At 72.5% G+C, this 23339-nt stretch carries 23 protein-coding genes and 1 pseudogene; 7 read left to right on the top strand and 17 right to left on the bottom strand.

Translation table 11 applies throughout. The features are described 5' to 3' along the window. Positions 1-24: 24 nt before the first annotated feature. Entirely contained in the window at positions 25-1128 is a 1104-nt protein-coding gene (locus ACQP00_RS24255; protein WP_433222724.1) for a sensor histidine kinase, read from the bottom strand. A gap of 75 nt (positions 1129-1203) precedes the next feature. Next, a complete protein-coding gene (locus tag ACQP00_RS24250) occupies positions 1204-1425 on the bottom strand; it encodes a hypothetical protein (protein ID WP_433222722.1) in 222 nt (73 codons plus the stop codon). Positions 1426-1502: 77 nt separating this feature from the next. On the opposite strand from ACQP00_RS24250, the gene ACQP00_RS24245 reads away from it, so the two are divergent. Both ACQP00_RS24245 and ACQP00_RS24240 read left to right on the top strand, forming a co-directional pair. Continuing rightward, positions 1503-1751, top strand: coding sequence for a CsbD family protein (locus ACQP00_RS24245; protein ID WP_433222720.1), 249 nt, complete (start codon positions 1503-1505; stop codon positions 1749-1751). 116 nt (positions 1752-1867) lie between these two features. Further along, positions 1868-3454 carry a copper resistance protein CopC gene (locus ACQP00_RS24240; protein WP_433222718.1) on the top strand — a complete coding sequence of 529 codons (1587 nt, stop codon included), beginning with the start codon at positions 1868-1870 and terminating at the stop codon, positions 3452-3454. Here the strand turns inward: ACQP00_RS24240 and ACQP00_RS24235 are convergent. Together ACQP00_RS24235 and ACQP00_RS24230 are read right to left on the bottom strand one after the other, a co-directional pair. Next, positions 3418-3906 carry a chemotaxis protein CheX gene (locus ACQP00_RS24235; RefSeq protein WP_433222717.1) on the bottom strand — a complete coding sequence of 163 codons (489 nt, stop codon included), beginning with the start codon at positions 3904-3906 and terminating at the stop codon, positions 3418-3420. The genes ACQP00_RS24240 and ACQP00_RS24235 overlap by 37 nt on opposite strands. Before the next feature lie 8 nt (positions 3907-3914). After that, complete coding sequence (locus ACQP00_RS24230; protein ID WP_433222715.1) at positions 3915-5501, bottom strand: methyl-accepting chemotaxis protein; 1587 nt, start codon at positions 5499-5501, stop codon at positions 3915-3917. Between the two features lie 51 nt (positions 5502-5552). Between ACQP00_RS24230 and ACQP00_RS24225 the strand changes: the two genes are divergently transcribed. After that, complete coding sequence (locus ACQP00_RS24225) at positions 5553-6791, top strand: MFS transporter (RefSeq protein WP_433222713.1); 1239 nt, start codon at positions 5553-5555, stop codon at positions 6789-6791. Here the strand turns inward: ACQP00_RS24225 and manD are convergent. The 6 genes from manD to ACQP00_RS24195 are packed head-to-tail and all read right to left on the bottom strand — an operon-like array spanning position 6747 to position 12893. Further along, a complete protein-coding gene (gene manD, locus ACQP00_RS24220; RefSeq protein ID WP_433222711.1) occupies positions 6747-7955 on the bottom strand; it encodes a D-mannonate dehydratase ManD in 1209 nt (402 codons plus the stop codon). The genes ACQP00_RS24225 and manD overlap by 45 nt on opposite strands. Before the next feature lie 2 nt (positions 7956-7957). Continuing rightward, positions 7958-8791, bottom strand: coding sequence for an ABC transporter permease (locus ACQP00_RS24215; RefSeq protein WP_433222709.1), 834 nt, complete (start codon positions 8789-8791; stop codon positions 7958-7960). Then, entirely contained in the window at positions 8788-9660 is an 873-nt protein-coding gene (locus tag ACQP00_RS24210; protein WP_433223969.1) for an ABC transporter permease, read from the bottom strand. Before ACQP00_RS24210 ends, ACQP00_RS24215 begins: the two co-directional genes overlap by 4 nt. Next, on the bottom strand, positions 9660-10709 hold the full coding sequence (locus ACQP00_RS24205; protein WP_433222707.1) for an ABC transporter ATP-binding protein: 1050 nt from the start codon (positions 10707-10709) through the stop codon (positions 9660-9662). Before ACQP00_RS24205 ends, ACQP00_RS24210 begins: the two co-directional genes overlap by 1 nt. Then, positions 10706-11896, bottom strand: a complete 1191-nt coding sequence (locus ACQP00_RS24200) for an ABC transporter substrate-binding protein (RefSeq protein WP_433222705.1) — start codon at positions 11894-11896, stop codon at positions 10706-10708. Before ACQP00_RS24200 ends, ACQP00_RS24205 begins: the two co-directional genes overlap by 4 nt. Positions 11897-11909: 13 nt before the next feature. Further along, the gene (locus ACQP00_RS24195) at positions 11910-12893 is read right to left on the bottom strand and encodes a LacI family DNA-binding transcriptional regulator (RefSeq protein ID WP_433222703.1); all 984 of its coding nucleotides are present in this window, start codon (positions 12891-12893) and stop codon (positions 11910-11912) included. A gap of 125 nt (positions 12894-13018) precedes the next feature. On the opposite strand from ACQP00_RS24195, the gene ACQP00_RS24190 reads away from it, so the two are divergent. Further along, a complete protein-coding gene (locus tag ACQP00_RS24190) occupies positions 13019-14899 on the top strand; it encodes a transketolase (RefSeq protein ID WP_433222701.1) in 1881 nt (626 codons plus the stop codon). Positions 14900-14986: 87 nt separating this feature from the next. Here the strand turns inward: ACQP00_RS24190 and ACQP00_RS24185 are convergent, their stop codons facing one another. Beyond that, the gene (locus ACQP00_RS24185; RefSeq protein WP_433223967.1) at positions 14987-15535 is read right to left on the bottom strand and encodes a DUF2231 domain-containing protein; all 549 of its coding nucleotides are present in this window, start codon (positions 15533-15535) and stop codon (positions 14987-14989) included. Between the two features lie 117 nt (positions 15536-15652). On the opposite strand from ACQP00_RS24185, the gene ACQP00_RS24180 reads away from it, so the two are divergent. Further along, positions 15653-17926: a putative bifunctional diguanylate cyclase/phosphodiesterase gene (locus tag ACQP00_RS24180; RefSeq protein ID WP_433222699.1), complete on the top strand. Its 2274-nt coding sequence runs from the start codon at positions 15653-15655 to the stop codon at positions 17924-17926. On the opposite strand, the gene ACQP00_RS24175 is transcribed toward ACQP00_RS24180, so the two are convergent. Continuing rightward, entirely contained in the window at positions 17923-18366 is a 444-nt protein-coding gene (locus ACQP00_RS24175) for a zinc-binding dehydrogenase (protein WP_433222697.1), read from the bottom strand. The genes ACQP00_RS24180 and ACQP00_RS24175 overlap by 4 nt on opposite strands. 226 nt (positions 18367-18592) lie before the next feature. Beyond that, positions 18593-18970 (bottom strand): annotated as a pseudogene (locus ACQP00_RS24170) (alcohol dehydrogenase catalytic domain-containing protein); the annotation flags it as partial. Positions 18971-19062: 92 nt separating this feature from the next. Here ACQP00_RS24170 and ACQP00_RS24165 point away from each other — a divergent pair. Both ACQP00_RS24165 and ACQP00_RS24160 read left to right on the top strand, forming a co-directional pair. Next, on the top strand, positions 19063-19647 hold the full coding sequence (locus ACQP00_RS24165; RefSeq protein ID WP_433222695.1) for a TetR family transcriptional regulator: 585 nt from the start codon (positions 19063-19065) through the stop codon (positions 19645-19647). A gap of 30 nt (positions 19648-19677) precedes the next feature. Next, entirely contained in the window at positions 19678-19902 is a 225-nt protein-coding gene (locus ACQP00_RS24160) for a hypothetical protein (protein ID WP_433222693.1), read from the top strand. Here the strand turns inward: ACQP00_RS24160 and ACQP00_RS24155 are convergent. From ACQP00_RS24155 to ACQP00_RS24140, 4 genes are all read right to left on the bottom strand, one after another. Continuing rightward, the gene (locus ACQP00_RS24155) at positions 19833-21242 is read right to left on the bottom strand and encodes a class-II fumarase/aspartase family protein (protein WP_433222691.1); all 1410 of its coding nucleotides are present in this window, start codon (positions 21240-21242) and stop codon (positions 19833-19835) included. The two genes, ACQP00_RS24160 and ACQP00_RS24155, sit on opposite strands and share 70 nt — an antisense overlap. Positions 21243-21270: 28 nt before the next feature. Further along, positions 21271-21606 (bottom strand): STAS domain-containing protein, encoded by a 336-nt coding sequence (locus tag ACQP00_RS24150; RefSeq protein ID WP_433222689.1) that lies wholly within the window; start codon positions 21604-21606, stop codon positions 21271-21273. A gap of 77 nt (positions 21607-21683) precedes the next feature. Continuing rightward, on the bottom strand, positions 21684-22544 hold the full coding sequence (locus ACQP00_RS24145; RefSeq protein WP_433222687.1) for an aldo/keto reductase family oxidoreductase: 861 nt from the start codon (positions 22542-22544) through the stop codon (positions 21684-21686). A gap of 118 nt (positions 22545-22662) precedes the next feature. Beyond that, on the bottom strand, positions 22663-23058 hold the full coding sequence (locus ACQP00_RS24140) for a PRC-barrel domain-containing protein (RefSeq protein WP_433222685.1): 396 nt from the start codon (positions 23056-23058) through the stop codon (positions 22663-22665). Positions 23059-23339: the final 281 nt, after the last annotated feature.

The following is a 23339-nucleotide window of genomic DNA, read 5'->3' as shown; positions in this document are numbered from 1 at the left end:
CGAGCGCGGGTTCACCACGAAGCCTTACCCCTTCGGCGGCGGCCCAAGCCTGAGGCGCGCCGTGACGCGGTACCCGCCGGTGCCGGTCGGTCCGGCCGCGAGCGTGCCGCCCAGCGCCTCGACCCGCGCCCGCAGCCCGTCGAGCCCGCGCCCGCCGCCGGTGCCGGCCGCGGGGCCGGGCCGCCCGCCGGTGTCGGTGACCTCGACGGTGACCCCGTCCGCCGCGAAGCGCACCTCGACGTCCGCGGCGGCGCCGGCGGCGTGCTTGGCGGTGTTGGTGAGCGCCTCCTGCACGACCCGGTACGCGGCGAGCCGCACCGGCTCGGGGAGGTCGCGGGGGACGCCGATCGTGCGGTACGAAACCTGGATCCCGGTGCTGCGAACACCTTCGACCAGCGTCTCCACCCGCCCGCTCAACCCGGACCGCGGTGCCGTCGGCGCGGCGAGCAACCCCATCACCTGCCGCAGGTCGGTCATCGCCTCCCGCCCGCTCGCCTCGACCGCGAGCAGCGCCTCGGCCGCCTGCTCCGGCGCCTTGGCCAGGCTGACCCGCGCCGCCCCGGCCTGGATGACCATCATGCTGACGTGATGCGTGACGACGTCGTGCAGTTCCCGAGCCAGAAGAGCCCGCTCTTGTACCTTCACCCGCTCGGCCTCCTCGCCCGCGCGCAGTCGCCAGGCCCGCCGCCCGTTCGCCGCGAGGATGATCGGCACCAGGATCGCGAACGGCACGTACTCGTTCGGCACCGTGGGCAACGACGAGTCCGGCGCCGCGGCCGCCAGCAGGGCCACGGCGGCCAGGCTGCCGAGCGCCGGGATCCGGTACGGGCTGTACGCCGCGGCCGAGTACGCGGCCACGACGGCGGCGTAGAACTCGGGCCGCAACTGCTCGGCCGGCGCGACGACGAGCGTGGCCGCGACGACCCAGAGCACGCCGAGCGGGTACCGCCGCCGCACCGCCAGCACCGCGCCCGCGACCACCGCCACGGCCACGGGCCCGGCGGCCCGGCTCTGCTCCCACGCGTACTGCACGCCGACCGCCCCGACCACGACCGCGAGCGCCGCGTCGAACGCCCACTCCCGCCGCGACGGCCGGGGCAGCGGCCCGGTCGCCGCGATGATGCGCATCGAGCCATTCTCCCCGCCCGGATCATGGCGCGACCATCGGCTCGAATGACGACGTCGCATACATCGCAGTGATGACTACCCGGCCCGGCGCAGCCCCCGCCGGCTGGTGACGACCCGATAGCCGTCCTCGAACTCGATGAGCACACTGTTCCGGCTGCCGGCGGCGAGCACCCGGCACCGCCGCCCGGCCCGATCGACCCCGTCCCCGAACCACGCCACTTTCACCGGCGCCGACACGGGATAGGGCGGCCCGACCGTCCGGTGCCGCCAGATCCACACGTAGTCGAATGCGCTCATCAGCGCGCCTCCGATCGCGGAGAGGTTCCCGTCACCTCGACTGTGACATTTGAACCGCCGCCGATGCAGCACCGTTTATGCGGGTCGATCCCGGGCATTACTACAAGCACAAGACGCGAACCTGGGAGATGACGATGAGCTTCGGGGACAAGGTCGAGCACGCGGCGGAAGAGGCCAAGGGTCACGCCAAGGAGGGCTGGGGCACCGCCACCGGTGACCCGGACCTGCGGGCCGAGGGCCAGGCCGACCAGGACGAGGCCAACGTGAAGCAGGCCGGTGACAAGGTCAAGGACGCCGCGCACGACGTCAAGGACGCACTCAGCTAGAGCGAACACCGCGCAAAAGGGGCCCCCGTCGCCGGGGGTCCCTTTTGCGTTTGAACTCTTCGCGGGCGGGTCCCGTACAACGAGACATGCGGCGGGCTGTGTGGTGGGTGCTGGCAGTGGCGTTCGGCCTCCTCGCCACCCTGGTCGCGCCCGCCCGGCCCGCCGCTGCCCATGCCGTGCTGACCACCACCAGTCCGATGGCCGGGACGGTGTTGCCGGCGCTGCCCAAGGAGATCCGGCTCGCGTTCAACGAGGCGGTCCGCGTGGTGCCCGGGAAGACGCAGGTCGTCGGGCCCGACGGCAAGCGGCGCAACGACGGGGACCCGGCCGCGGTCGACGGTGGACTGCTCATCAAGTTACGTGACACCGATCCGCCGGTCGGGACGTACGTGGTCAGTTACCGGGTCGTCTCCGGGGACAGTCATCCTGTTGCGGGATCCTTCATGTTTTCGGTCGGGGCGCCCTCGCAACCGGCGGCCGGCACCGAACCGGTCGGGACCGATCCGATCGTCGCCGTCGCCGTTCCCGTGGCCAAGTACGCCGGGTACGCCGGCCTGGTGCTGCTGATCGGGCCGGCGGTGATGCTCGCCCTCTGGTACCCCCGCCGCCTCAACCGGGAACCGCTGCTGCGCCTGGCGCGGGCCGGGATCATCGCGATCGGGGCCGGAACCGTGGTCTCCATCTGGCTGCAGGCGCCGCTCGCGTCCGGGGCGGCGCTGCTGAACGTCTCCCCCGGCGAGCTCGGCCAGGTGCTGACAAGTCCATTCGGGATCACCCTGCTCGCAAGGTTGGCCGCACTCACGGCAATAGCCACACAAATCCGACGAATCGGCCGAGGAACCAGACAAGTCGCACTCACCACGGCCGTCGTCGCCATGCTCGTGACCTGGCCCCTCACGGGACATCCAAGAGCGTCGCCATACACCGCCGTCGTCGTCGTGGCCGACGTCGTGCACATCGCCGCCATGGGCCTGTGGATCGGCGGGCTGATCTGCCTCTGGGCCGTCCTGCTCCCCCGGGCCGACCAGCGGGAACTCGCCGTGATCCTGCCGTCCTGGTCGAAATGGGCGATGGCCTCCGTGTACTGGCTGGTGGCCGCCGGCGTCCTGCAGGCCCTCATCCAGGTGGGCGGCTGGGCGGCGATCACCGGCACGCAGTACGGCGAAATCCTCCTGGTGAAGGTCGGGCTGGTCGCCCTGATCCTGCTCGCCGCCGCCTGGTCCCGCCGGATGGTGCACAAGGGACGGACCGCCCGGCTGCGCACCACGGTCGGCCTGGAGGCGGGCGTCGCCGCGCTCGTGCTCGCCGTCAGCGCCGTGCTGGTCCAGCTCAGCCCCGGCCGCTCGGCGGACCTCGAGCCCACGGCCGCCGTCCAGGCGCAGGGCTTCGCGGCCACGCTCAACAGTCCGCTCTACGCGGTGCAGTTCGAGGTGTACCCGGCGGTCGTCAGCGAGTACAACAGCTTCCACGCCTTCGTCTTCACGCCCGAGGGCAAGCCGCTGCCCGTGGAGCAGTGGACGGTCACCGCGGCGCTGCCCGACCGCGGGGTGGAGCCGATGGACAACCCGGTCTACACCGTCACCGGGAACCAGGGGCTGGGCAACATCACGTTCCCGCTGCCGGGGACCTGGAAGCTCACGATCACGCTGCGGGTGTCCGAATTCGATCAGGCGACGGTGATCGCGGAGGTGCCGGTGCGCTGAGGCGCCTTGCCCTCCAGGAGTTCGACCGTCACCTGGTGGCCGTCCCACTGGACCATGACCCGGCTGTGCAGGGTGGTGCCCGGCCAGAGGATCTCGGCCCGGCCGACCACGACCTGGGGCAGGGCCAGGTGGCTCGGCTTGGGCAGGAAGCTCTTCACGTTGCCGGCCACGATGTTCATCAGCTCGCCGGTCGCGTCCTGGATGTCGTCGGGCTTCACCGCGGACAGCTCCAGCATCTCGGCGGCGATCGCGGCCGCCGCGCCCAGGCCGCCGCGCAGCACCACCATGCCGAGCCACGCACCGGCGACGCCGACGCTGGCGGTGATCTCGGCGTCGGTCCCGGGCGGGTCGTCGATGCAGCTCACCGTCGGGCTGGTGCCGAGGTAGGCGGTCCAGACCTGCCAGATGATGCCCTCGAGGTCCTCGGGGGTGAGCGGCGGCGGTTCTTCCAACAGACCCCCTACACCAGCTGGAACCGGGAGACGATCTGCTGCAGCTCGCCGGACATGCGGGCCAGCTCGTCGGCGGCGGTGCGGGCCTGCACGACGCCGTCGTTGGTGATCTGGCTGGCCCGGGCCACGCCGGTGATGTTCTCGGCGATCTGCCCGGCGTTGCCGGCGGCGAACGCCACGCTGCGGTTCATCTCGCCAGTGGTGGCGCTCTGCTCCTCCACGGCGGCCGCGATCGTGGTGGCGTACATGTTGGTCTGGTCGATCACCTCGGCGATCTCGGTGACCGCGGCGGCCGCGGCCGCGGCGTCGCGCTGGATCGCCTCGATCCGCCCGGCGATGTCGCCGGTCGCCTTGGCCGTCTCCTGGGCCAGGTCCTTGACCTCGCCGGCCACGACCGCGAAGCCCTTGCCCGCGTCGCCGGCCCGGGCCGCCTCGATGGTGGCGTTCAGCGCGAGCAGGTTGGTCTGCTCGGCGATCGCGGTGATGGTCTTGAGCACGTTGCCGATCTCGGCGCTGGAGCGGCCGAGGCTGTCGATGGTGTCGGTGGCCGACTGGGCGGTGCTGACCCCGTTGCCGGCGACCCGGGCGGCGTCGGCGGCGTTGCGGGCGATCTCGCCGATGGCCGCGCCCATTTGTTCCGTACCGGCCGCGACCGTCTGCACGTTGCTGGACACCTCGTCGGCGGCGCCCGACACGACCGAGGCCTGGCTGCTGCTCTCCTCGGCGCTGGCCGCGATCTGGTTCGACACCGCCGAGAGCTCGTGGGCGGCGCCGGCGAGCGTACTGCTGCGCGCCCCCACCGCCTCGACCGTCTCCCGCAGCCCGGCGATCGCGGTGTTGAGCGCGCCCGCCATGGTGCCCAGCTCGTCGCGGCCCCGCACGTCGGCGGTGCGGGTCAGGTCGCCGGTGGACAGCCCGGTCACCACGTGCCCGACCGCGGTGACCGCGCGGACGAGCTGGCCGGCGACGGTGAGCGCGAAGAGCACGGCCAAGAACAGCCCGGCGCCGAGCAGCGTCCAGGTCCAGGCGAGCGCGTTGCGGTACGCCTGCTGGACGTTGTGCTGGCGGGCCAGGCCGGCCTGCCGTTCGGCCTGGCCCAGCTGGTCGATCAGGTTGAACGTGGTGGTGGCCAGGGGCGCGGTGACCTCGTCGCGGATCCGCTCGACCTCGGCCGTGTTCCCGGCCCGGCCGGCCGGGACGAGCTGGTTCATGATCGCGTCGTTGTAGACCTGGAACGCGGCCCGCAGCTTGTCGGCCGTGGCCGGGTCGCTGCTGGCGGCCCGGTATTTCGTCAGATCGCTGCCGAACTGCTCGGCCACCGCCGCCGCGGCCTGCTCCCACTTGGCGCCGGCGGCGTCGTCGCTGGTGATGACGCTGTTGAGCACGTTGATGCGCACGCCGGCCACGTCCTCGCGAATCTCGCTCAGGTACGCCACCGGCAGCAGCCCGCGATTGTAGAGGTTCTCCGCCTCGTCCTTGACCTGGTGCAGGCGCGCCGACGCGACGGCGCTGCCGGCCAGCGCCACCACCCCCAGGACCGCGACCACGAGCAGCACCTTCGTGCGCACCGCCCGGTTCGCCAGCCAACCGATCATGCCTGCCAAATCGGTTGCAGGCCGGTTGCCTTGAGTGTTCTCCTCGGCCGAGTGCGGGACCGGAACTTCACCTTGCTGTGGATCGGGCAGGCCACGAGCGCGGTCGGCTCGGCGGTCACGTCCGTGGCGCTGCCGCTCGTGGCGGTCTCGACGCTGCACGCGGGACCGGCGCCGGTCGCGCTGCTCACCGCCGCGACCTGGGTGCCGTGGCTGCTCATCGGGCTGCCGGCCGGGGTCTGGGTGGACCGCTGGCCGCGCCGCCGCACGCTGCTGATCGCCGACCTCGCGTCCGCGGCCGTGCTCGTCGCGGTGCCGATCGCCGCCGCGACGGACCGCCTCACCATGCCCGTGCTGCTGACGGCCGCGCTGCTGGCCGGGGTCGCCGGGGTGTTCACCGGCGTGGCGTTCAACGCGTTCCTGCCGCATCTCGTCGGGCCCGAGCACCTCATGGCGAGCAACGCCCGGCTGCAGACCACCGCGTCGATCGCCTTGGTGGCCGGGCCGGGCCTCGGCGGGCTCCTCGCGCAGGCGGCCGGCCCGGTCAGCGGCGTGCTCGTCGACGCGCTGACGTTCCTGGTGTCCGCGGGCTGCCTGCTCGTCCTGCGCGCCCGCCCCGAGCCGCCCCCGGAACGACACCGGCGGCAGATCGCCGAGGCCCTCCGCTTCATCATGCGCGGGCGGCTGCTGCAGACCATGCTCGTGGTGGCCGCGGTGACGAACTTCGCGATGCTGGGCCTGACCGCGCTGCGGGTCGTGTTTCTGGTACGGGCCGAAGGCGTCGCCCCCGGCACGGCGGGACTGGCGATCGGGGCGGGCAGCCTCGGCGCGATCGCGGGCGCCGCCGTCGCCGCGCGGACCGCCCGGCGCTTCGGCAGCGCCCGCACCTACCTGGTCGCGAGCCTCGCCGCCGCGCCGTTCGTCCTGCTGCTGCCGCTCGGCGGCCCCGGCTGGCGGCTGGCCCCGTTCGTCGTCGGCTCGGTCGTCGCGCTCGGCGGCGCCACCATGGCCAACGTCATGACGATGACGTTCCGCGGCACGTTCGTGCCCGGGCACCTGCTGGGCCGGGTCACCGCCGCGTCGCGGATCTTCGTGTTCGGCACGGTGCCGTTCGGCGCCGCCACCGCCGGCCTGCTCGCCGGCGCGCTCGGGACGAGGACGGCGATGTGGGTGCTCGCCGCCCTCTACGTCCTCGCGCCGCTGCCGCTGCTGGCCACCGAGGCCCGCACGCGGCGCGACTTCCCCGGCTCACCAGGAGTGCATGGTGCCGTCCAGGAGACGGTTGACGGGTAGCGCGGCGGGCTTGTACGGGTACTGCGCGGCCAGTTCCTCGTCGATGTCGACGCCGAGCCCCGGCTCCTCGGACGGGTGCAGGTAGCCGGCCTCGAAGCGGTACCCGTGCGGGAAGACGGCGTCGGTCTCCGGGGTGTGCCGCATGTACTCCTGCAGCCCGAAGTTCGGCACGGCCAGGTCGAGGTGCAGCGCGGCGGACATGCACACCGGGGACAGGTCGGTCGCGCCGTGACTGCCGGTGCGGACGTGGTACAGCCCGGCGAGGTCGAAGATGCGCCGCAAATGCGTGATACCTCCCGCATGCACGACGGTGGCCCGGATGTAGTCGATGAGCTGCTCGCGCACCAGCTGCTCGCAGTCCCAGACGGTGTTGAACACCTCGCCGACCGCGATCGGGGTGGTGGTGTGCTGCCGGATGAGCCGGAAGCCCTCCTGCAGCTCGGCCGGGACCGGGTCCTCGATCCAGGTCAGCGCGTGCGGCTCGAGGCTCTTGCCCAGCCGGGCCGCCTCGATCGGGGTGAGCCGGTGGTGCACGTCGTGCAGCAGCTTCAGCCGCGGGCCGAACTCGGCGCGGACGCGGGCGAAGACGGACGGGACGTGGTTGAGGTACGCCTCGGTGGACCAGGTGGCCTCGGAGGCGATGGCGGCGTCGGCGGGCTCGTAGAACAGCTTGTCGCCGCTGACGCCGTAGGTGGTGTCGAGGCCCGGCACGCCCGTCTGCACGCGCACCGCCTTGTAGCCCAGGTCGGCGTAGCGGGCCACCTCGACGAGCACGTCGTCGACGGTCTCCGCGTTGGCGTGGCCGTACACCGTGACGCCCTCCCGGCTCCGCCCGCCCAGCAGCTGGTAGACGGGCAGCCCGGCGACCTTGCCCTTGATGTCCCACAGGGCGGTGTCGACGGCGGCGATGGCCGACATGGTGACCGGGCCGCGCCGCCAGTAGGCGCCCTTGTAGAGGTACTGCCAGGTGTCCTCGATCCGCGCCGCGTCCCGGCCGATGAGCGCCGGGACCACGTGCTCGGTGAGGTAGGCGGCCACGGCGAGCTCGCGCCCGTTGAGGGTGGCGTCGCCGACCCCGGTGACACCGTCGTCGGTGACGATCTTCAACGTCACGAAGTTGCGGCCGGGGCAGGTCACGATCACTCGGGCGTCGGCGATGCGCACGTTCAGTCGACCTCTTCCTGGACACGGGCGACGAGCTGGGTCGGGTTGACGATCCGCAGCGCGAGGACGAGCAGCACGAGCATGGTCGCGGTGTACACCACGGCCATCGCGTCGATGGACTGCTGGGCGCGGATGCCCGGCGAGGCCATCTCCGCGTAGAGCTTGACGACGAGCGTCGAGGACTCCTCGTCGGCGGTGAGGAAGGTGAGCTCGAACATGCCGATCGTACGCACGAGCACGAGAATCGACGCGGCGAGGATGCCGGGCACGAGCAGCGGGGCCAGGATGCGCGTGAACACCTGGCGGGTGCCGGCGCCGCACATCCGGGCCGCGCGCTCCACGGCCGGGTCGATCTGCTCGATGAACGGGGTCATGGTGAGGATGACGAACGGCACCGAGGGCACCAGGTTGGCCAGGATGACCCCGGACAGGTGCCCCGCGAGGTCGTACTTGTACAGCACCGTCGCGAGCGGGATGCCGTACGTCATCGGGGGCATGAGGATCGGCAGCAGGAACGCGAGGTAGACGATGCGCTGCCCCGGGAAGCGGCGCCGGGCCAGGACGTAGGCGGCGGGGACACCGATCAGCAGGGACACCGCGACGACGGCGAGGGAGACCTCCAGGGTCACCAGCAGCACGTGCAGCAGGCCGAACTCGTCCCAGGCCTGGGCGTACCACTGCGTCGTGAAGCCCTGAGGCAGCCAGGTGTCGAACCATTGCTTGCCGAACGAGCTGACCAGCACCGAGCCGACGACCCCGGCCAGGTTGAGCATGAAGAAGACGACGACGCCCCACACGAGCCAGGCCGCGGGGCTGGCCACGATCCGCCGGCTCATCCCTTGCCTCCCGTCGGTCCGGTGTAAAGCAACGAGCGCGCCCCGAGCACCGCCCCGATCACGACGAGCTCGACCAGCCCCATCACGATCGCGATGGCCGAACCCTGGGCGAAGTCGTAGTGCTGGTAGCGGGCCTGCCAGGCGGCGAAGGCGATGACCCGGGTCTCCCCGGCCGGATCGCCGACCAGCACGGCCGACGGGAACACGCTGTAGGCCAGCACGAACGTCAGGCAGAACGTGGTCGCGAGCCCCGGTGCCAGCAGCGGCAGGGTGATCCGGCGGAACCGCTGCCACCAGCCGGCGCCGAGCGTGGCCGCCGCGCGTTCGAGGGTGGGGTCGATGCCGGACAGGTACGACAGCACCAGCAGGAACGCGAACGGGAAGCCGGTGATGACGAGGGACAGGAACACGCCCCACGAGTTGTGGATGAGCCGGATCGGCGCGTCGATCAGCCCCGCGCCGAGCAGCACGCGGTTCAGCCAGCCGGTCGGGCCGAGGTAGTTGAGCAGGCCCTGCGCGGTGAGCACGGTGCCGAGCGTGATGGGCACGACGAGCAACGTGGTGACGGCCCGTTTTCCGTGAAAACGGCCGCGCATGCGGTACGCGATCGGCACCGACGCGGCCACGTTGACGATCGCGGCCGGCAGCGCGATGCGCAGGGTGATCCAGATCGTGTCGCGCTGGTAGGCGTCGGCGAAGAAGCTGCGGTACGCCTCGAGCGGGCCGCCCTTGTCCGGCTGGAACGACAGGCCCACGCCGTAGGCGAACGGGTAGATGAACAGCAGGACCACGAAGGCGGCGGCCGGGGCGAGCAGCCACAGTTGCCGGTCGACGCCGCGCTCGGCCAGCCGGTGCTTGAGGGCGACCATCACGTTGCCTTGTAGATGAGGAGGTTCTTGAACGTCAGGCCGATCGGGTCCTCCGGGGCCAGCCGCGCGGTGGTGCGCAGGTGCAGCAGGAGACCGCCGCCGGTCCGCGCTTCAACCGCCATTTCCCTTCCTTGGTACTCCACGACCTCCACCACGCACCGCAGCCCGTCCTCGGCCGGGGTGAGGTCCTCGGGGCGGGCCGCCGCGATGATGTCGTCGCCGGGATTGACGGGGCTCATGGCGGTACCGGAGAAGGTCTGGTCTTCGATCCTGATCCGGACCTGGTCTCCGGCGACGTGCTCGGCCCGGGCCCGGGCCCGGAGCAGGTTGCGGAAGCCCATGAAGTCGGCCACGTGCGGGTTGGCGGGCCGGGTGTGCAGTTCCTCGGGTGTACCGATCTGCTGCACCCGCCCGTCGCGCAGCACCACGAGACGGTCGGCGAGGGACAGCGCCTCCTCCTGGTCGTGCGTGACGTACACCGTGGTGAGGCCGAGGCGCTGGTGCAGCCGGCGGATCTCGGTGCGCATCTCCAGCCGCAGCTTCGCGTCCAGATTGGACAGTGGCTCGTCCATCAGCACCAGCGACGGCGAGACGACGACGGCGCGGGCGATCGCGACCCGCTGCTGCTGGCCGCCGGAGAGCTGGCCGGGCAGCTTGGCCGCGTGCTCGTCGAGGCGCACCAGGCGGATCGCCTCGTCGGTGCGCCGGCGGATCTCCTCGCGCGGCAGCCGGCGCATCTGCAGCCCGAAGGCGATGTTGCGCCGGACGCTCAGGTGCGGGAACAGCGCGTAGTTCTGGAACACCATGCCGAAGCCGCGCCGCTCCGGCGGCAGCGTGTCGAGGCGGCGCTCGTCGAGCCAGATGCTGCCGCCGGACAGCGGCAGCAGCCCGGCCAGGCAGTTCAGCGCGGTGGACTTGCCGCAGCCGGACGGGCCGAGCAGGGCGATGAACTCGTGCCGGCGGATGTCCAGGTTCAGGTCCGCCAGGGCGGCGTGCCCGGCGAAGCGCCGGGTCACGCCGTCGAGGCGCAGCAGGTCGAACTCGCTCACTTGTTCACCTTCGCGCCGCCGATCTCGCGGTCCCACTTGTCGAACGCGGCCACCAGCGCCTTGGCGTCCAGCGGGGTTTCGAGGGGGTTGTTCGCGATCAGCGACTCGTACTCGGGCCGGCCGAAGTCGGCGATCGCCTTCTGGCTGTCGGCGGGCGCGAGGGACAGCGGCACGTCCTTGACCGCCGGGCCCGGGTAGAAGTACCCCTTGTCGTACGCCTTGGCCTGCTGCTCCTTGGTGAGCATGGACTTGAGCAGCAGCAGGATCGCGGACTGCTTGTCGGCCGACACTCCCTTGGGGACGGTCACGTAGTGCGCGTCGGTCACCCAGTGGAAGCCCTGCAGCGAGCCGATCGCCGCCTCCTTGGGCACCTGGCCGAGCACGCGCGGGTTGATGTCCCAGCCGGTCGTGCTGGCGATGATCTTCGCCGAGCCGTTGGCCAGGCTCTTCATCGTCTCGCTGGTGGTGGACGGGTACAGCGTGACGTACTTGTTGAGCTCGGCCAGGTAGGCCCAGGTCTTCTCCCAGCCGGCGGTCGGGTCCCTGGGGTCCTTGTCGCCGAGCAGGTACGGCAGGCCCATCAGGAACGTGCGGCCGGGGCCGGAGTTGGCGGGCCGGGCGTACTGCACCGCGCCCGGGTTGGCCTTGGCGTACTCGAGCAGCTCCTGGGCGGTCTTCGGCGGGTTGGGCACCTTGGCCGGCAGGTATTCGATGAGCGGGCCGGACGGGTAGTAGGTGACGGTGACGCCGAACTCGCCGGCCAGCTTCTGCATCGCGGCCGCGCCGGGCAGGTAGTCGGCGCTGGTTCTGCCCGCGATCGGCAGCCACAGGTTCTGGTCGATGCCGGCGGCGAGGCCGTCGACGCCGGTGAGGACCAGGTCGATGTCGACCCGGCCGGCGTCCTGCTGGGCCTTGATCTTGCCGGCGAGCTCCGGGGCGGTGGCCTTGGAGTAGGTGACTTTCTCGATGACCTTCGGGTTCGCCTTCGTGAACTCGTCGATCATGCCCTGGGTGAGCTGCAGGTTGCCGGCCACGTCGAGGATGTTGAGGCTGACCGGGGCGCTCGGGGTGTCGGGGACGGTGCCGCCGCTCTCGGCGGTGGTGCCGGCGGGTTTGTCGGGGGCGCCGCAGGCGGCGATGAGGCTCAGTGCGGCGATGAGGACGACGGCGCGCTTCTGCAGGGACATGGCGGATTTCCCTTCAGTGAGGGGCGGCTCCGGTACTGTCGCGGACCATCAGGTGGGAGTCGAGTTCCCGGCGCTGGACCGGGTGGGCGGGATCGTCCAGCAGTTGCAGGAGCAGGTCGACGCCGGCCTTGCCGGTCTGCTCCTTGGGCTGGGCGAGGGTGGTCAGCGCCGGGCTGACCATCTCGGAGAGCACGATGTCGTCGAAGCCCATGACGCTGATCCGCCCGGGCACGGCGACGCCGCGCGCCGCGAACCGGCTGAGCATGCCGATCGCGACCAGGTCGTTGTAGCCGAAGACGGCGGTCGCCCCGGTCGCGAGGACCTGGTCGGCCGCGGCGACCCCGCCGGCGAAGCGCGGCGGCACGTTGCCGGTCTCGATGAGCTCGACGTCGGCGGCCGCCGCGACCTGGCGCAGCGCCCGCAAACGTTCCCGGTTGGACCACGAGTTCTTCGGTCCCGGCACGTACGCGACGCGCCGGTGCCCGAGCGCCGTGAGGTGCCCGACGGCGTGCCGCAGCCCGTCGACGCTGTTCACGGTGACCGACGGCATCCGCCCGACCCGGCGGTTGAGCAGCACGATCGGGGTGTCCCCGGCGAGCGCGCGGACCTCGTCCTCGCCCATCCGCGGCGAGCACAGGATGAGCCCGTCGACCTGCTTGCTGAGGTTGCGGACCAGGCCGGCCTCGGCGGTCGCGTCCTCGTCGGTGTCGGCGAGGAAGACGGCGTAGTCGAACTCGCGGGCCCGGGCCTGCACGCCCTTGACCACGCCGGGGAAGAACGGATTGGCGAGATCGGGCACGAGCAGCCCGAGGTTGCCGGTGCGCCCGGTGATCAGCCCGCGGGCGGCCCGGTTCGGGTGATAGTCGAGTGCGGCGACGGCCTGCTGCACGCGCAGCCGGGTGCCGGCCCGCACCAGGTCGGGGGTGGCCAGGGCCCGGCTGACCGTGGACGCGGACACCCCGGCGGCGCGCGCCACATCCTTGATCGTTACCGGCATCGATGCCTCCCATCGAATACCGCGATTCTGCAAACCTTTTCAGAATCTTGTCAAGGAGGGTCGGCGCGCCGGTTTCACCCCGGCGCCGGATCGCCGTCCCGCGCGGGGCGGGTAGGGCAGCGCGCATGACCACGATCACGAGGGCGGACATCGGCCTGGACACCGTCGCCGAGCTCGCGGCCCAGCTGCGCGTCGACGCGATCCGCGCGTCCACCAGTGCCGGCTCCGGCCATCCCACGTCCAGCATGTCGGCCGCCGACCTGCTCGCCGTGCTCGTCGCCCGGCACCTGCGCTACGACTGGGACCACCCGGAGGACCCGCGCAACGATCACCTCATCTACTCCAAGGGCCACGCGTCCCCGCTGGCGTACTCGGTCTTCAAGGCCGTCGGCGTGGTGGGCGACGAGGAGCTCATGCACGGGTACCGCCGCTTCGGCCAGCGCCTGCAGGGCCACCCCACGCCGATCCTGCCGTGGGTCGACGTGGCCACCGGCTCGCTGGGCCAGGGCCTGCCCGACGGCGTCGGCGTGGCCCTCGCGGGCAAGTACCTCGACCGCGAGCCCTTCCGCGTGTGGGTCCTGTGCGGCGACAGCGAGATGGCCGAGGGCTCCATGTGGGAGGCGCTGGACAAGGCGTCGCACTACCGGCTGTCCAACCTGGTCGCCATCGTCGACGTCAACCGCCTCGGCCAGCGCGGCGAGACCGACCTCGGCTGGGACCTCGACGCGTACGCCGCCCGCGCCGACGCCTTCGGCGCCCGGGTCATCGCCGTCGACGGGCACGACCTGGCCGCCGTCGACGACGCCCTCACCGAGGCGGCCGACCCCGGCGACGCCCCGACCGTGATCCTGGCCCGGACCGTCAAGGGCAAGGGCTTCCCCGAGATCGAGGACCGGGACGGCTGGCACGGCAAGCCCCTGCCGCCGGACATGGCCCGCCGCGCCATCGACGGGCTCGGCGGCGAGCGTGACCTCACCCTGCGCGGCCCCCGCCCGTCCGGCGACGGCGGCCGCGGCGGTCCCGGCGCCGCTCCGGCCGGGCCGCGCGACCCCGTCGTCTACGAGCCGGGCACGAAGGTGGCGACCCGCAAGGCGTACGGCGACGCGCTCGTGGCCCTCGGCGCCCGCGACCCGCGGGTGGTCGCCCTCGACGGCGAGGTGAGCAACTCGACCTACGCCGACGAGTTCGCGGCGGCCTACCCCGGCCGCTACTTCGAGATGTACATCGCCGAGCAGCAACTGGTCGCCGCGGCCACCGGCCTGGCCGTGCGCGGCTACAAGCCGTTCGCGTCGACCTTCGCCGCGTTCTTCACCCGCGCCTACGACTTCATCCGGATGGGCGCCGTCAGCGGGGCCGACCTGCGCCTGGCCGGCTCGCACGCCGGCGTCGAGATCGGCGCCGACGGCCCCTCGCAGATGGCCCTCGAGGACCTCGCCATGTTCCGCGCCGTGCACGGTTCGACGGTGCTCTGCCCTTCCGACGGCACGAGCGCGGTCGCGCTGACCAACGCCATGGCCGCCAATCCGGGGATCAGCTACCTGCGCACCACCCGCGGCGCCTACCCCGTCCTGTACCGCGACGGCGAGACGTTCCCGATCGGCGGCTCCAAGGTCCTGCGCCAGACCGACAACGACCGGGTCACCCTCGTCGGCACCGGCGTGACCCTGCACGCCTGCCTGGCCGCGGCCGACCTGCTGAACGGGGCCGGCATCGCGGCCCGGGTGATCGACGCCTACTCCATCAAGCCCATCGACGTCGACACGCTCGCCACGGCCGCCCGCGCCACCGGCGGCCGTCTCGTGGTCGCGGAGGACCACCACCCGGAGGGCGGCCTGGGCTCCGCGGTGATCGACGCCCTGGTGGTCACCGCGGGGCTGACCGACCTGCACGTCAGCCACCTCGCGGTGCGGGAGATGCCGGGCTCCGGGACCGGCCCCGAGCTCATGGCGTGGGCCGGCATCGACGCCGACCACATCGCCGCCGCCGCCCGAGCACTGCTCGTCTAGACCTGTCCAGCAAGGACTTGCCGCCGCCAGCGGAACCCGGTGCGGTGTTGAGGGGGTGTGGGTGGAGCGAAGCTCCCCCACTGCTTTTCAGGACATCGAGGGGTAGTCAACGGTGCCAGACTGACCATCCGCTGCAGCAGCCGGGCCGTGCATCGCGTACGCGATGTGGCCGCCTAGATAGGCGCTGATGCCTGCCACGCCCAGGCCCGTGTAGGACAGCACGCGGCCGCGGGCGTGGTCGCCGCGCAGGCGGGCGGCGATCGAGGCGGCGAAGAACCCCATCGCCACGCCGTTCGCGGTGAAGTGGGCCAAGGCGACGCGCCGCTGCGGGCGGGTGAGGGTGACGTACTCGGACAGGCCGGTGGCGGCGGCCGGCACGGCCCCGGCGGTGCCGACGGCCAGCAGGGTGGTCGCGGCGTGCTCGGTGCCGGGCAGCGCGTCGAGCACCGCGGTGCTCATCCAGGCGCCGATCGGCAGGTGCACCACCGCCGGGTGCACCGGGTGGCCGATCAGCCGGCGGTGCAGCAGGTCGGCGAGGCCGGGGCGGCCCCAGGTCTTGCGGGCGAGGCGGCGCAGCGCGTCGGCGGCTCCGTCGAGCTTCTGCGCGGCCTCCAGGCGGGCGAGCAACGTAGGCATGTGCACCGATTGCCCCGCACACCCGCAGTGAAACGAAGTGGAAACCGTTCCGCGCTCAGAGATCTCGGGCCGTCCGCCGATGGGACGACGTTGCTCTGAGTGGGATGGTGAAGACGGATGGCCGGCAAGAGGCTCGACCGCGCGGTGCTCGGATCGGTGCTGCTCGCCGTGTGGTCCGCGGGCGCGTTCGCGGTGAACTGGGGTGAAGCGCGGATTCCGCTGTGGCTGACGTGGCTGCCGGCGGTGCTGTCGATCGTGCTGCCGGTGCTCGCCGCGGCGCAGGTCGCGCGGGCCCGGGCGTTCGCGGCGCCGACCCGGCGGTTCTGGCGCGGGCTGGCGCTCACCGCGGTGCTGGCCGGGCTCGGGATCCTGCTCAACGCCCGGGACGCGATCGGCGGCCCGGTGCCGAGCCAGAGCCTGTCGCCGTTGACGGTGACCACGTACGGCTGCGCGGTTCTGGTGCTGCTGTGGTCCCTGTGGCGCCTGCCGACCGGTGCCTCCGGTCCGGAGGAGCGGCTCCGCGTGGGCCTGGACGCCTCGACCGTGATCGTGGCGGCCGCGGTGTTCATCTGGCACTACCAGACCCGGCCGCTGCTGGAGAGCACCGGCTACGAGGCCGGTTCCCTCGCCGCCGCCGGCCTCACGCTGGTGCTGGAGCTGGTCACCGTCTTCGTGATCGTGAAGGTCGCGCTGTCCGGGCACTCGTTCGTGGCCAAGGGCGCGCTGCGGCTCTTCGGCGGCGGCCTGGTCGCCGGTGCGCTCAGCGGGGTCGCGCAGCGGTTCATCATCGACCAGCCGCACCTGAGCCTGCCGCAGATCACGGTGCCGCTGGTGCTGGCGGTGGTGCCGATCGCGGTGCGCCGGCAGTTCCGCACGCTCGCCGCGCCCGACACGGCGCTCGCGGTGTCGCGGCGGCCGTTCAGCGTGCTGCCGTACCTCGCCGTCGGCGCCATCGACGCGCTGCTGCTGGGCTCCATCGCCAACGGCGCCGACGACCTGGCCGTCACCGCGATGGCCGCCGTGGTGCTCACCGGGCTGGTCGTGTGGCGGCAGGTGACCGCGTTCCGGGAGAACACCGACCTGCTCGAGCAGCTGGACTTCAACGCCACCCACGACGCGCTGACCCGGCTGCCGAACCGGGCACTGTTCAACGAGCGGCTGGCCGGCGTGCTCGGCGGGAGCGCGGTGCGGCCGGTGAGCGTGGCCCTGGTCGACCTCGACGACTTCAAGATCGTGAACGACACGCTCGGGCACGGCGCGGGCGATGCGCTGCTGGTGGCCGTCTCCGCGCGGCTGGCCGCCGGCGTGCGCCCCGGCGACCTGGTGGCCCGCCTGGGCGGGGACGAGTTCGTCGTGCTGCTCGACGCCATCGATCCGGCCGAGGCCGAGCTCGTCGCCCAGCGCATGGTGGCCGCCCTCGCCGAACCGGTCCTCGCCGACGGCCACGAGCTGCTGGTGCGGGCCAGCATCGGCATCGCCGACGGCCGCACCGGCGACGAGCCCGGCGAGCTGCTGCGCCTGGCCGACATCGCCATGTACGCGGCGAAGCACGACGGCGGCAGCGGGTACCGCCGCTACGTCCCCGGCATGTCCGGCGCGGTCGCGGGCTCGGCGGCGCTCGGCGCCCAGCTGCGCCAGGCGATCGTCGGCGGCGAGCTCTTCCTGGAGTACCAGCCGATCGTGACCCTCGACGAGGGCCGGCTGAGCGGCGTCGAGGCCCTCGTGCGCTGGGAGCACCCGACCCGCGGGACCGTGCCGCCGATCGAGTTCATCCCGGTCGCCGAGCGCACCGGCCTCATCGTCCCGCTCGGCGAGTGGGTGCTGCGCGAGGCGTGCCGGCAGCTGGCCGCGTGGATCACCGACTTCGGCCCGGACGCGCCGCGCGTGGTGCACGTCAACGTCTCGGGCCGCCAGCTCGCCGCGGCCGGGTTCACCGACATGGTGGCCGCCGCCCTCGCCGACTTCGGCGTGCCCCCGCACCGGCTCACCGTCGAGATCACCGAGAGCGCGGCCATCGCGCTCGGCCCGGCCGCGGTCCGCCTCGAGGAGCTGCGCGCGCTCGGCGTGCGGGTCGCCCTCGACGACTTCGGCACCGACCAGTCCTCGCTGACCTTGCTGCAGGACCTGCCGGTCGACGAGCTCAAGCTGGACCGCTCCTTCGTCCAGCGCGACGAGACCGGCCGGCGCGGCACCATGCCCGCCGCCGTGCTGGCCCTGGCCCGCATCGTGGGGCTGGACATCGTGGCCGAGGGGGTGGAGCAGCAGGAGCAGGCCGACCGGCTGTCCGCGCTGGGCTACCGCACGGCCCAGGGGTACCACTTCGCCCGTCCGATGTCCCCGGGCGGGATCGCGGGCCTGATCGAGGCGGGAGCCCCGGCCGGCGCGCGCTAGTCGTCCAGATCGGACAGATCGAGCACGAAGCGGTACCGGACGTCGCCCTTCTGGAGTCGCGCGAGCGCCTCGTCGACCCGGGAGGACGGCAGGACCTCGACGTCGGCGGTGATCCCGTGCCCGGCGGCGAACTCGAGCAGTTCCGCGGTGTGCTTCGTGCCGCCGGTGCCGGACGAGGACAGGTTCTTGCGCCCGTACGTCAGGTGCATCAGCTGGAGCTGCACCTCGCGCGGGTAGCCCACGACGCTCAGCGTGCCGTCCAGGGCGAGCAGGCGCAGCAGCGGCGCGAGGTCGTGCGGGGCCGGGATGGCGTCGAGGACGAGGTCGAAGCGGCCGGTCGCCTTGGCCGGCTCGGCGTCGTCGGTCGTCGCGAGCAGATCGGCGGCGCCGAGCGCGCGGGCGTCTTCGGCCTTGTCCCTGGTACGGCTCAGGACCGTCACCTCCGCCCCCAGCGCGACGGCCAGCTTGACCCCCAGGTGCCCGAGCCCGGCCGAGTCCGGCGATCGCGACCCGGGAGCCGGCGCCGATCCCGGCCGCGCGCATCGGTTCCCACATCGTGATGCCCGCGCACATGAGCGGGGCGGCCGCGGCCGGGTCCAGGGCGGCCGGCAGCGGGTAGGCGAACGCGGTGCGCAGGACGTACTCGCGGCTGTAGCCGCCGAGGGTGATCGAGCCGTCGATGCGGTCCGTCCCGCCGTAGGTGCTGGTGGCGCCGCGCAGGCAGTAGTTCTCCTGGCCGGCCGCGCACATCGCGCAGTCGCCGCAGGAGTCGACGACGGTGCCTACGGCGACCCGGTCGCCCGGGGCGAAGCCGGTGACCGCGGGGCCGGCGGCGGTGACGGTGCCGGTGAACTCGTGGCCGGCGACCATGCCCTCGACGGGCTTGCCGATGGCGCCGCTGAGCGCGTGCAGGTCGCTGTGGCAGACGCCGCAGTAGTCGACGCGGACGGCGAGGTCGTCGTCGCGCAGGTCGCGGCGCTCGATGGCGGCCCGTTGCAGCGCGGCGCCCGGGCCGGAGCCCTGCCAGGCGGTGGTGGTGCGCATGGGATTTCCTTCCGGAGGGGAAGACAGACCAGTCGGTCTGTTTCGACCGTAGCACGCGGCAGACCAACCGGTCTGTTTGTTATCGTGGGCGCATGCCGGAACTCCCCACCACCGCGCGCGGCACCGCCACCAGCCGCCGCATTCTCGACGCGGCCACCGAGGAGTTCGCGGAGCGGGGCATCGCGGGCGCCCGCATCGACCGGATCGTCGCGGCGGCCCTGACGAACAAGGCCCAGCTGTACGGCTACTACGGCGGCAAGGACGGCCTGTTCGACGCCGTCGTGGCCGACCGGGTCGACCGCCTGATGGAGGCCGTGACCTTCGACGCGCGGGACCTGCCCGGGTTCGCCGTCGCCATGTACGACGAGAACCTGCGCCACCCCGAGCTGATCCGCCTCACCACCTGGCTGCGCCTGGAGCGGCGCTCGGAGGGGCGGCTCGGCGACGACCGGCCCGAGGACGAGCCGAAGCTGCGCGCGATCGCCGGGGCGCAGGCCGCCGGGCTGCTCCGGCCGGGCGACCCGAGCGACCTGTTCGCGCTGGTCCTGGCGATGGCGTGCGCCTGGTCGCCGGCGAGCGCGTTCTACGCCGCGACGCCCGCGGAGCCGGCCGAGGATCACGAGCGCCGCCGCGCCCTGCTGCGCGAGGCGGTCCGCGCGGCCGTGCAATTGGACTAAAAAGCGGTACGAGCGGGCAATGGGACGGACATGACGACCATCACGGCAGACGACATCCGGGCTCTCGCGCAGTCCACGCACACCGACCCCGCCCTCGCCGTGGCGCAGGACGGCATCGTCCTGGTGCCGCAGGCGGAGGACGCCGACGGGCACATCGTGTACACGAAGGCGGAACTCGTCCGCGACTACGGCGAGGAGATCACCGACGTCCAGGCCGAGGTGCTCGCGGCCGGGCTCACCTCCCAGCTGCCCTGAACCGCGGCGCGGGCGCGTTCGGCGCCCGCCCGGGCCAGCTCCGCCGACAGGCCGAGGTGCCGGGTCGGGTCGAGCAGCGCCGCCAGGTCGCCGGCGGTGAGGTACGTGGTCACCCGCGGATCGGTGTCCAGCAGCGCCGCGAACGTGCCCTCGCCGGCGGCCGCGCGGTGTGCCGCCTCCGACACGACCCTGTGCGCCTCCTGCCGGCCGATCACCTTGCCCAGCGCCAGCATCACCGCCTCGGAGACGATCAGGCCGCCGGTCAGGTCGAGGTTGGCGCGCATCCGGTGCGGGTCGAGCTCCAGGCCCTCCAGCACGACCGCGAGGCGGGCCAGCTGGTCGCCGGCCAGGACGCAGGCCCGGCCGACGGCGTCGTCGAGCATCGCGGTGTACGCCCCGTCGGCCTCGTGATCCTGGTGCATGGCTTCGAGGGCCTGCGGCACCAGCGCCCGGATCTGCGCCGAGATCGTCATCATGTCCTGCGACAGCTTCGGGTTGCGCTTGTGCGGCATGGTGCTGCTGCCGACGTCGCCGGGCAGCGCGGGCTCGAGGACCTCGCCGTACTCGGTCTGCATCAGGGAGTACAGCTCCCGCCCGATCTTGCCGCCGGTCCCACCCAGCAGGGCGAGCACGCACACGTATTCCGCGAGGCCGTCGGACGTGCTGCGGGCGGGGACGTCCATCGGCCACAGCCCCAGGCGCTCGGCCAGCCGGGCCTGGACCCGCGGGCCGTCGGCGCCGAGGGCCGCGTGCGTGCCGACCGCGCCGCCGAGCATCGCCACGAAGACCGCGGGCTCGCAGCGCCGCAGCCGGGCCACGTGGCGCAGCAGCTCGTCGATCCACACGGCGGCCTTGAAACCGAATGTCACCGGTACCGCATGCTGCCCATGGGTGCGCCCGGCCATCGGCATCTCGGCGCCCCGCTCGGCCAGTTCCCCGGCCGCGGCCAGGACCCGCCCGAGCAGGCCGAGCAGCCGCTGATGGGCGTCGCGCAACAGCAGCGCGTCGCCGGTCTGCGTGATGTTCTGGGTGGTCGCGCCCCAGTGCACCCAGCCGCCGTAGTCGTCGCCGAGCACCCGGCTCAGCTCGGTGATGAGCGGCATGAGCGGGTGGCCGGTGGCCGCGATCCCGGACCGGATGCGGTTCTTGTCGAGCAGGTCCAGGCGGGCCGCGGCGGCGATGGCCTCGGCCGCGTCGGGTGGCACCACGCCGGCGTCGGCCTCGGCCAGGGCGAGCGCCGCCTCCACGTCCAGCCATCGCTGCCAGTGCCCCGATGTGGTGAACAGCTTGCGGATGCCGGTTTCGGGGACGCTGTCATCGGTGAAACGGGACGGGCTCATCACATTGGCTTGCCCACAAACATCCCGATCAATCCTCGGCGGCGAGGACCCGCAGCACCCCGGTGATGTCCAGAACCCGGTGCACCATGCCGGTCGCCCCGGTCGTGCGGAGCCGGACGTCGACGGTGGCGCCGCGCCGGTACGCGTGCAGCAACGTGGCGATGCCCGTGCTGTCCAGCAGGGTGAGCCCGCCGAGGTCGACGACGATCTCGCCGACCTCGCGCACGGCCAGGGCCTCGTCCAGAGCCTGTTCGAGGATGGGCTGCGTGCCCAGGTCGACCAGCCCGCGCAGGCGGATACTCACCCGCACCCGCCCCGCGGCGTCGCGGCCGAGCTCCCGGTCGGCGGTCAGGTCGCTGCGCATCACCCCTCCGCCCCCACCACGCTGTTGGACGGGGACAATATACCGTTGCCCGACGGCAACCGAACCGGGTCGATGTTTCAGATCGCGTCAAGTTCCCCCAGCGCGTCCTCCGGCAGCTCCAGCGCGGCGCCGGCGACGTTCTCCCGCAGATGTGCCACGGAGGATGTACCCGGAATCAGCAGGATGTTCGGCGAGCGCTGCAGCAGCCAGGCCAGCGCGACCGCGAGCGGGGTCGCCTCGAGGCGCTTGGCCACGTCCGCCAGGGTCTCCGACTGCAGCGGCGAGAAGCCGCCCAGCGGGAAATACGGTACGAATGCGATCCCCTGCGCGGCCGTCAGCTCGATTAGCGGGTCGTCGTCGCGCCGGGCGATGTTGTACATGTTCTGCACGCACACCACCGGCGCGATCGCCTGCGCCTCGGCGAGCTGCTCGGCGTTGACCGTGCTGAGGCCGAGGTGGCGGATCAGGCCCTGCCGCTGGAGTTCGGCCAGGGCCCCGAACGGCTCGGCGATGGAGCCGGCCTCGGGCGCGTCGAGGCCGCCGACCCGCAGGTTGACCACGTCGAGCGCGTCGAGCCCGAGCCGACGCAGGTTGTCGTGCACCTGGTCGCGCAGCTGCTCGGGACTGCGCGCGGGCGGCCAGCCGCCCTGCTCGTCCCGGTACGCCCCGACCTTGGTGACGATGTGCAGCTGTTCGGGGTACGGCGCCAGGGCCTCGCGGATGATCTCGTTGGTGACGTGCGGGCCGTAGTAGTCCGACGTGTCGATGTGGGTGATGCCGAGCTCCACCACCTCGCGCAGCACGGCGATCGCGGCCGCGCGGTCCTTCGGCGGCCCGAAGACGCCGGGGCCGGCCAGCTGCATGGCGCCGTAGCCGACGCGGGTGAGGTCGAGGTCGCCGGTGCGGTACACGCCGCCCGGAAGGTCGTTCGTTGCCATGCCCCCACCATGCCCGCCGCGGCCGGCATGAGACTGCGCATCGGTTTTCCTGGTACCCCGGATACCAGGACGGCCCCCGGGCGGCAGCCCGAGGACCATCCTTCAAGCGGGACGTGGGTTACTCGTCGCGGTAGCTGCGGGTGTAGTAGTCCCCGACCTGCTGCCGGTAGTCGTCCGTGTCAAAGGACCGCTCGTCGTACTCCGGCGAGCTCTTGATCTGGTCCTTCGTCCGGTCCACGTACACCTTGCGCTCCGCGTGGTCCACGTTCTGGACCGTCCCGGCGGGCAGCAGCACCTTCCGGCCGAAGATCCACGGCCCGGTGTCGACGACCAGCCAGGAGTTGTCGATCTCGTAGCTGGCCGAGTCGATCGAGCCGATGTGGCCGTCCAGGGCCTCGACCCGGTACCCGCTGAGGTCCAGGTCGTTGCGGCGCTCCTCCGGGAACCGGGGGTCGGCCGCGTCCGGGTTGTACGTGTCCCTCCACGCCCAGGGCAGGAACGTGATCGGCTGCATGGCTGCCTCCTTTCACAGCGTCCTGCATAGACGGTTACCCACCTGATCCGCTGCCAACCATGAATGCCTAGGCCCTGTCCTGCCGAGCTTGTCGAGCCGAGACGGAGTCCAGATTTCGGCTGCGTGCGCAGCGCGGGAGGTCGGTTACCGGGGTTGTAACCGGCCTTCCGCGATGTGTGCGCAGGCCGCCTTGGCCGGGCCGGCCGGCGTAGCGGCCGGGCCGGCCTTGGCGTTGGAATCTGGGCCCGGTGCAGGCCGGCAAGATCGGCAGGACAGGGCCT

Origin of the sequence: Dactylosporangium sp. CS-047395 (assembly GCF_050942185.1) — a bacterium.
Lineage (GTDB): Bacteria > Actinomycetota > Actinomycetes > Mycobacteriales > Micromonosporaceae > Dactylosporangium.
This window is presented reverse-complemented; position numbering and strand designations above follow the sequence as displayed.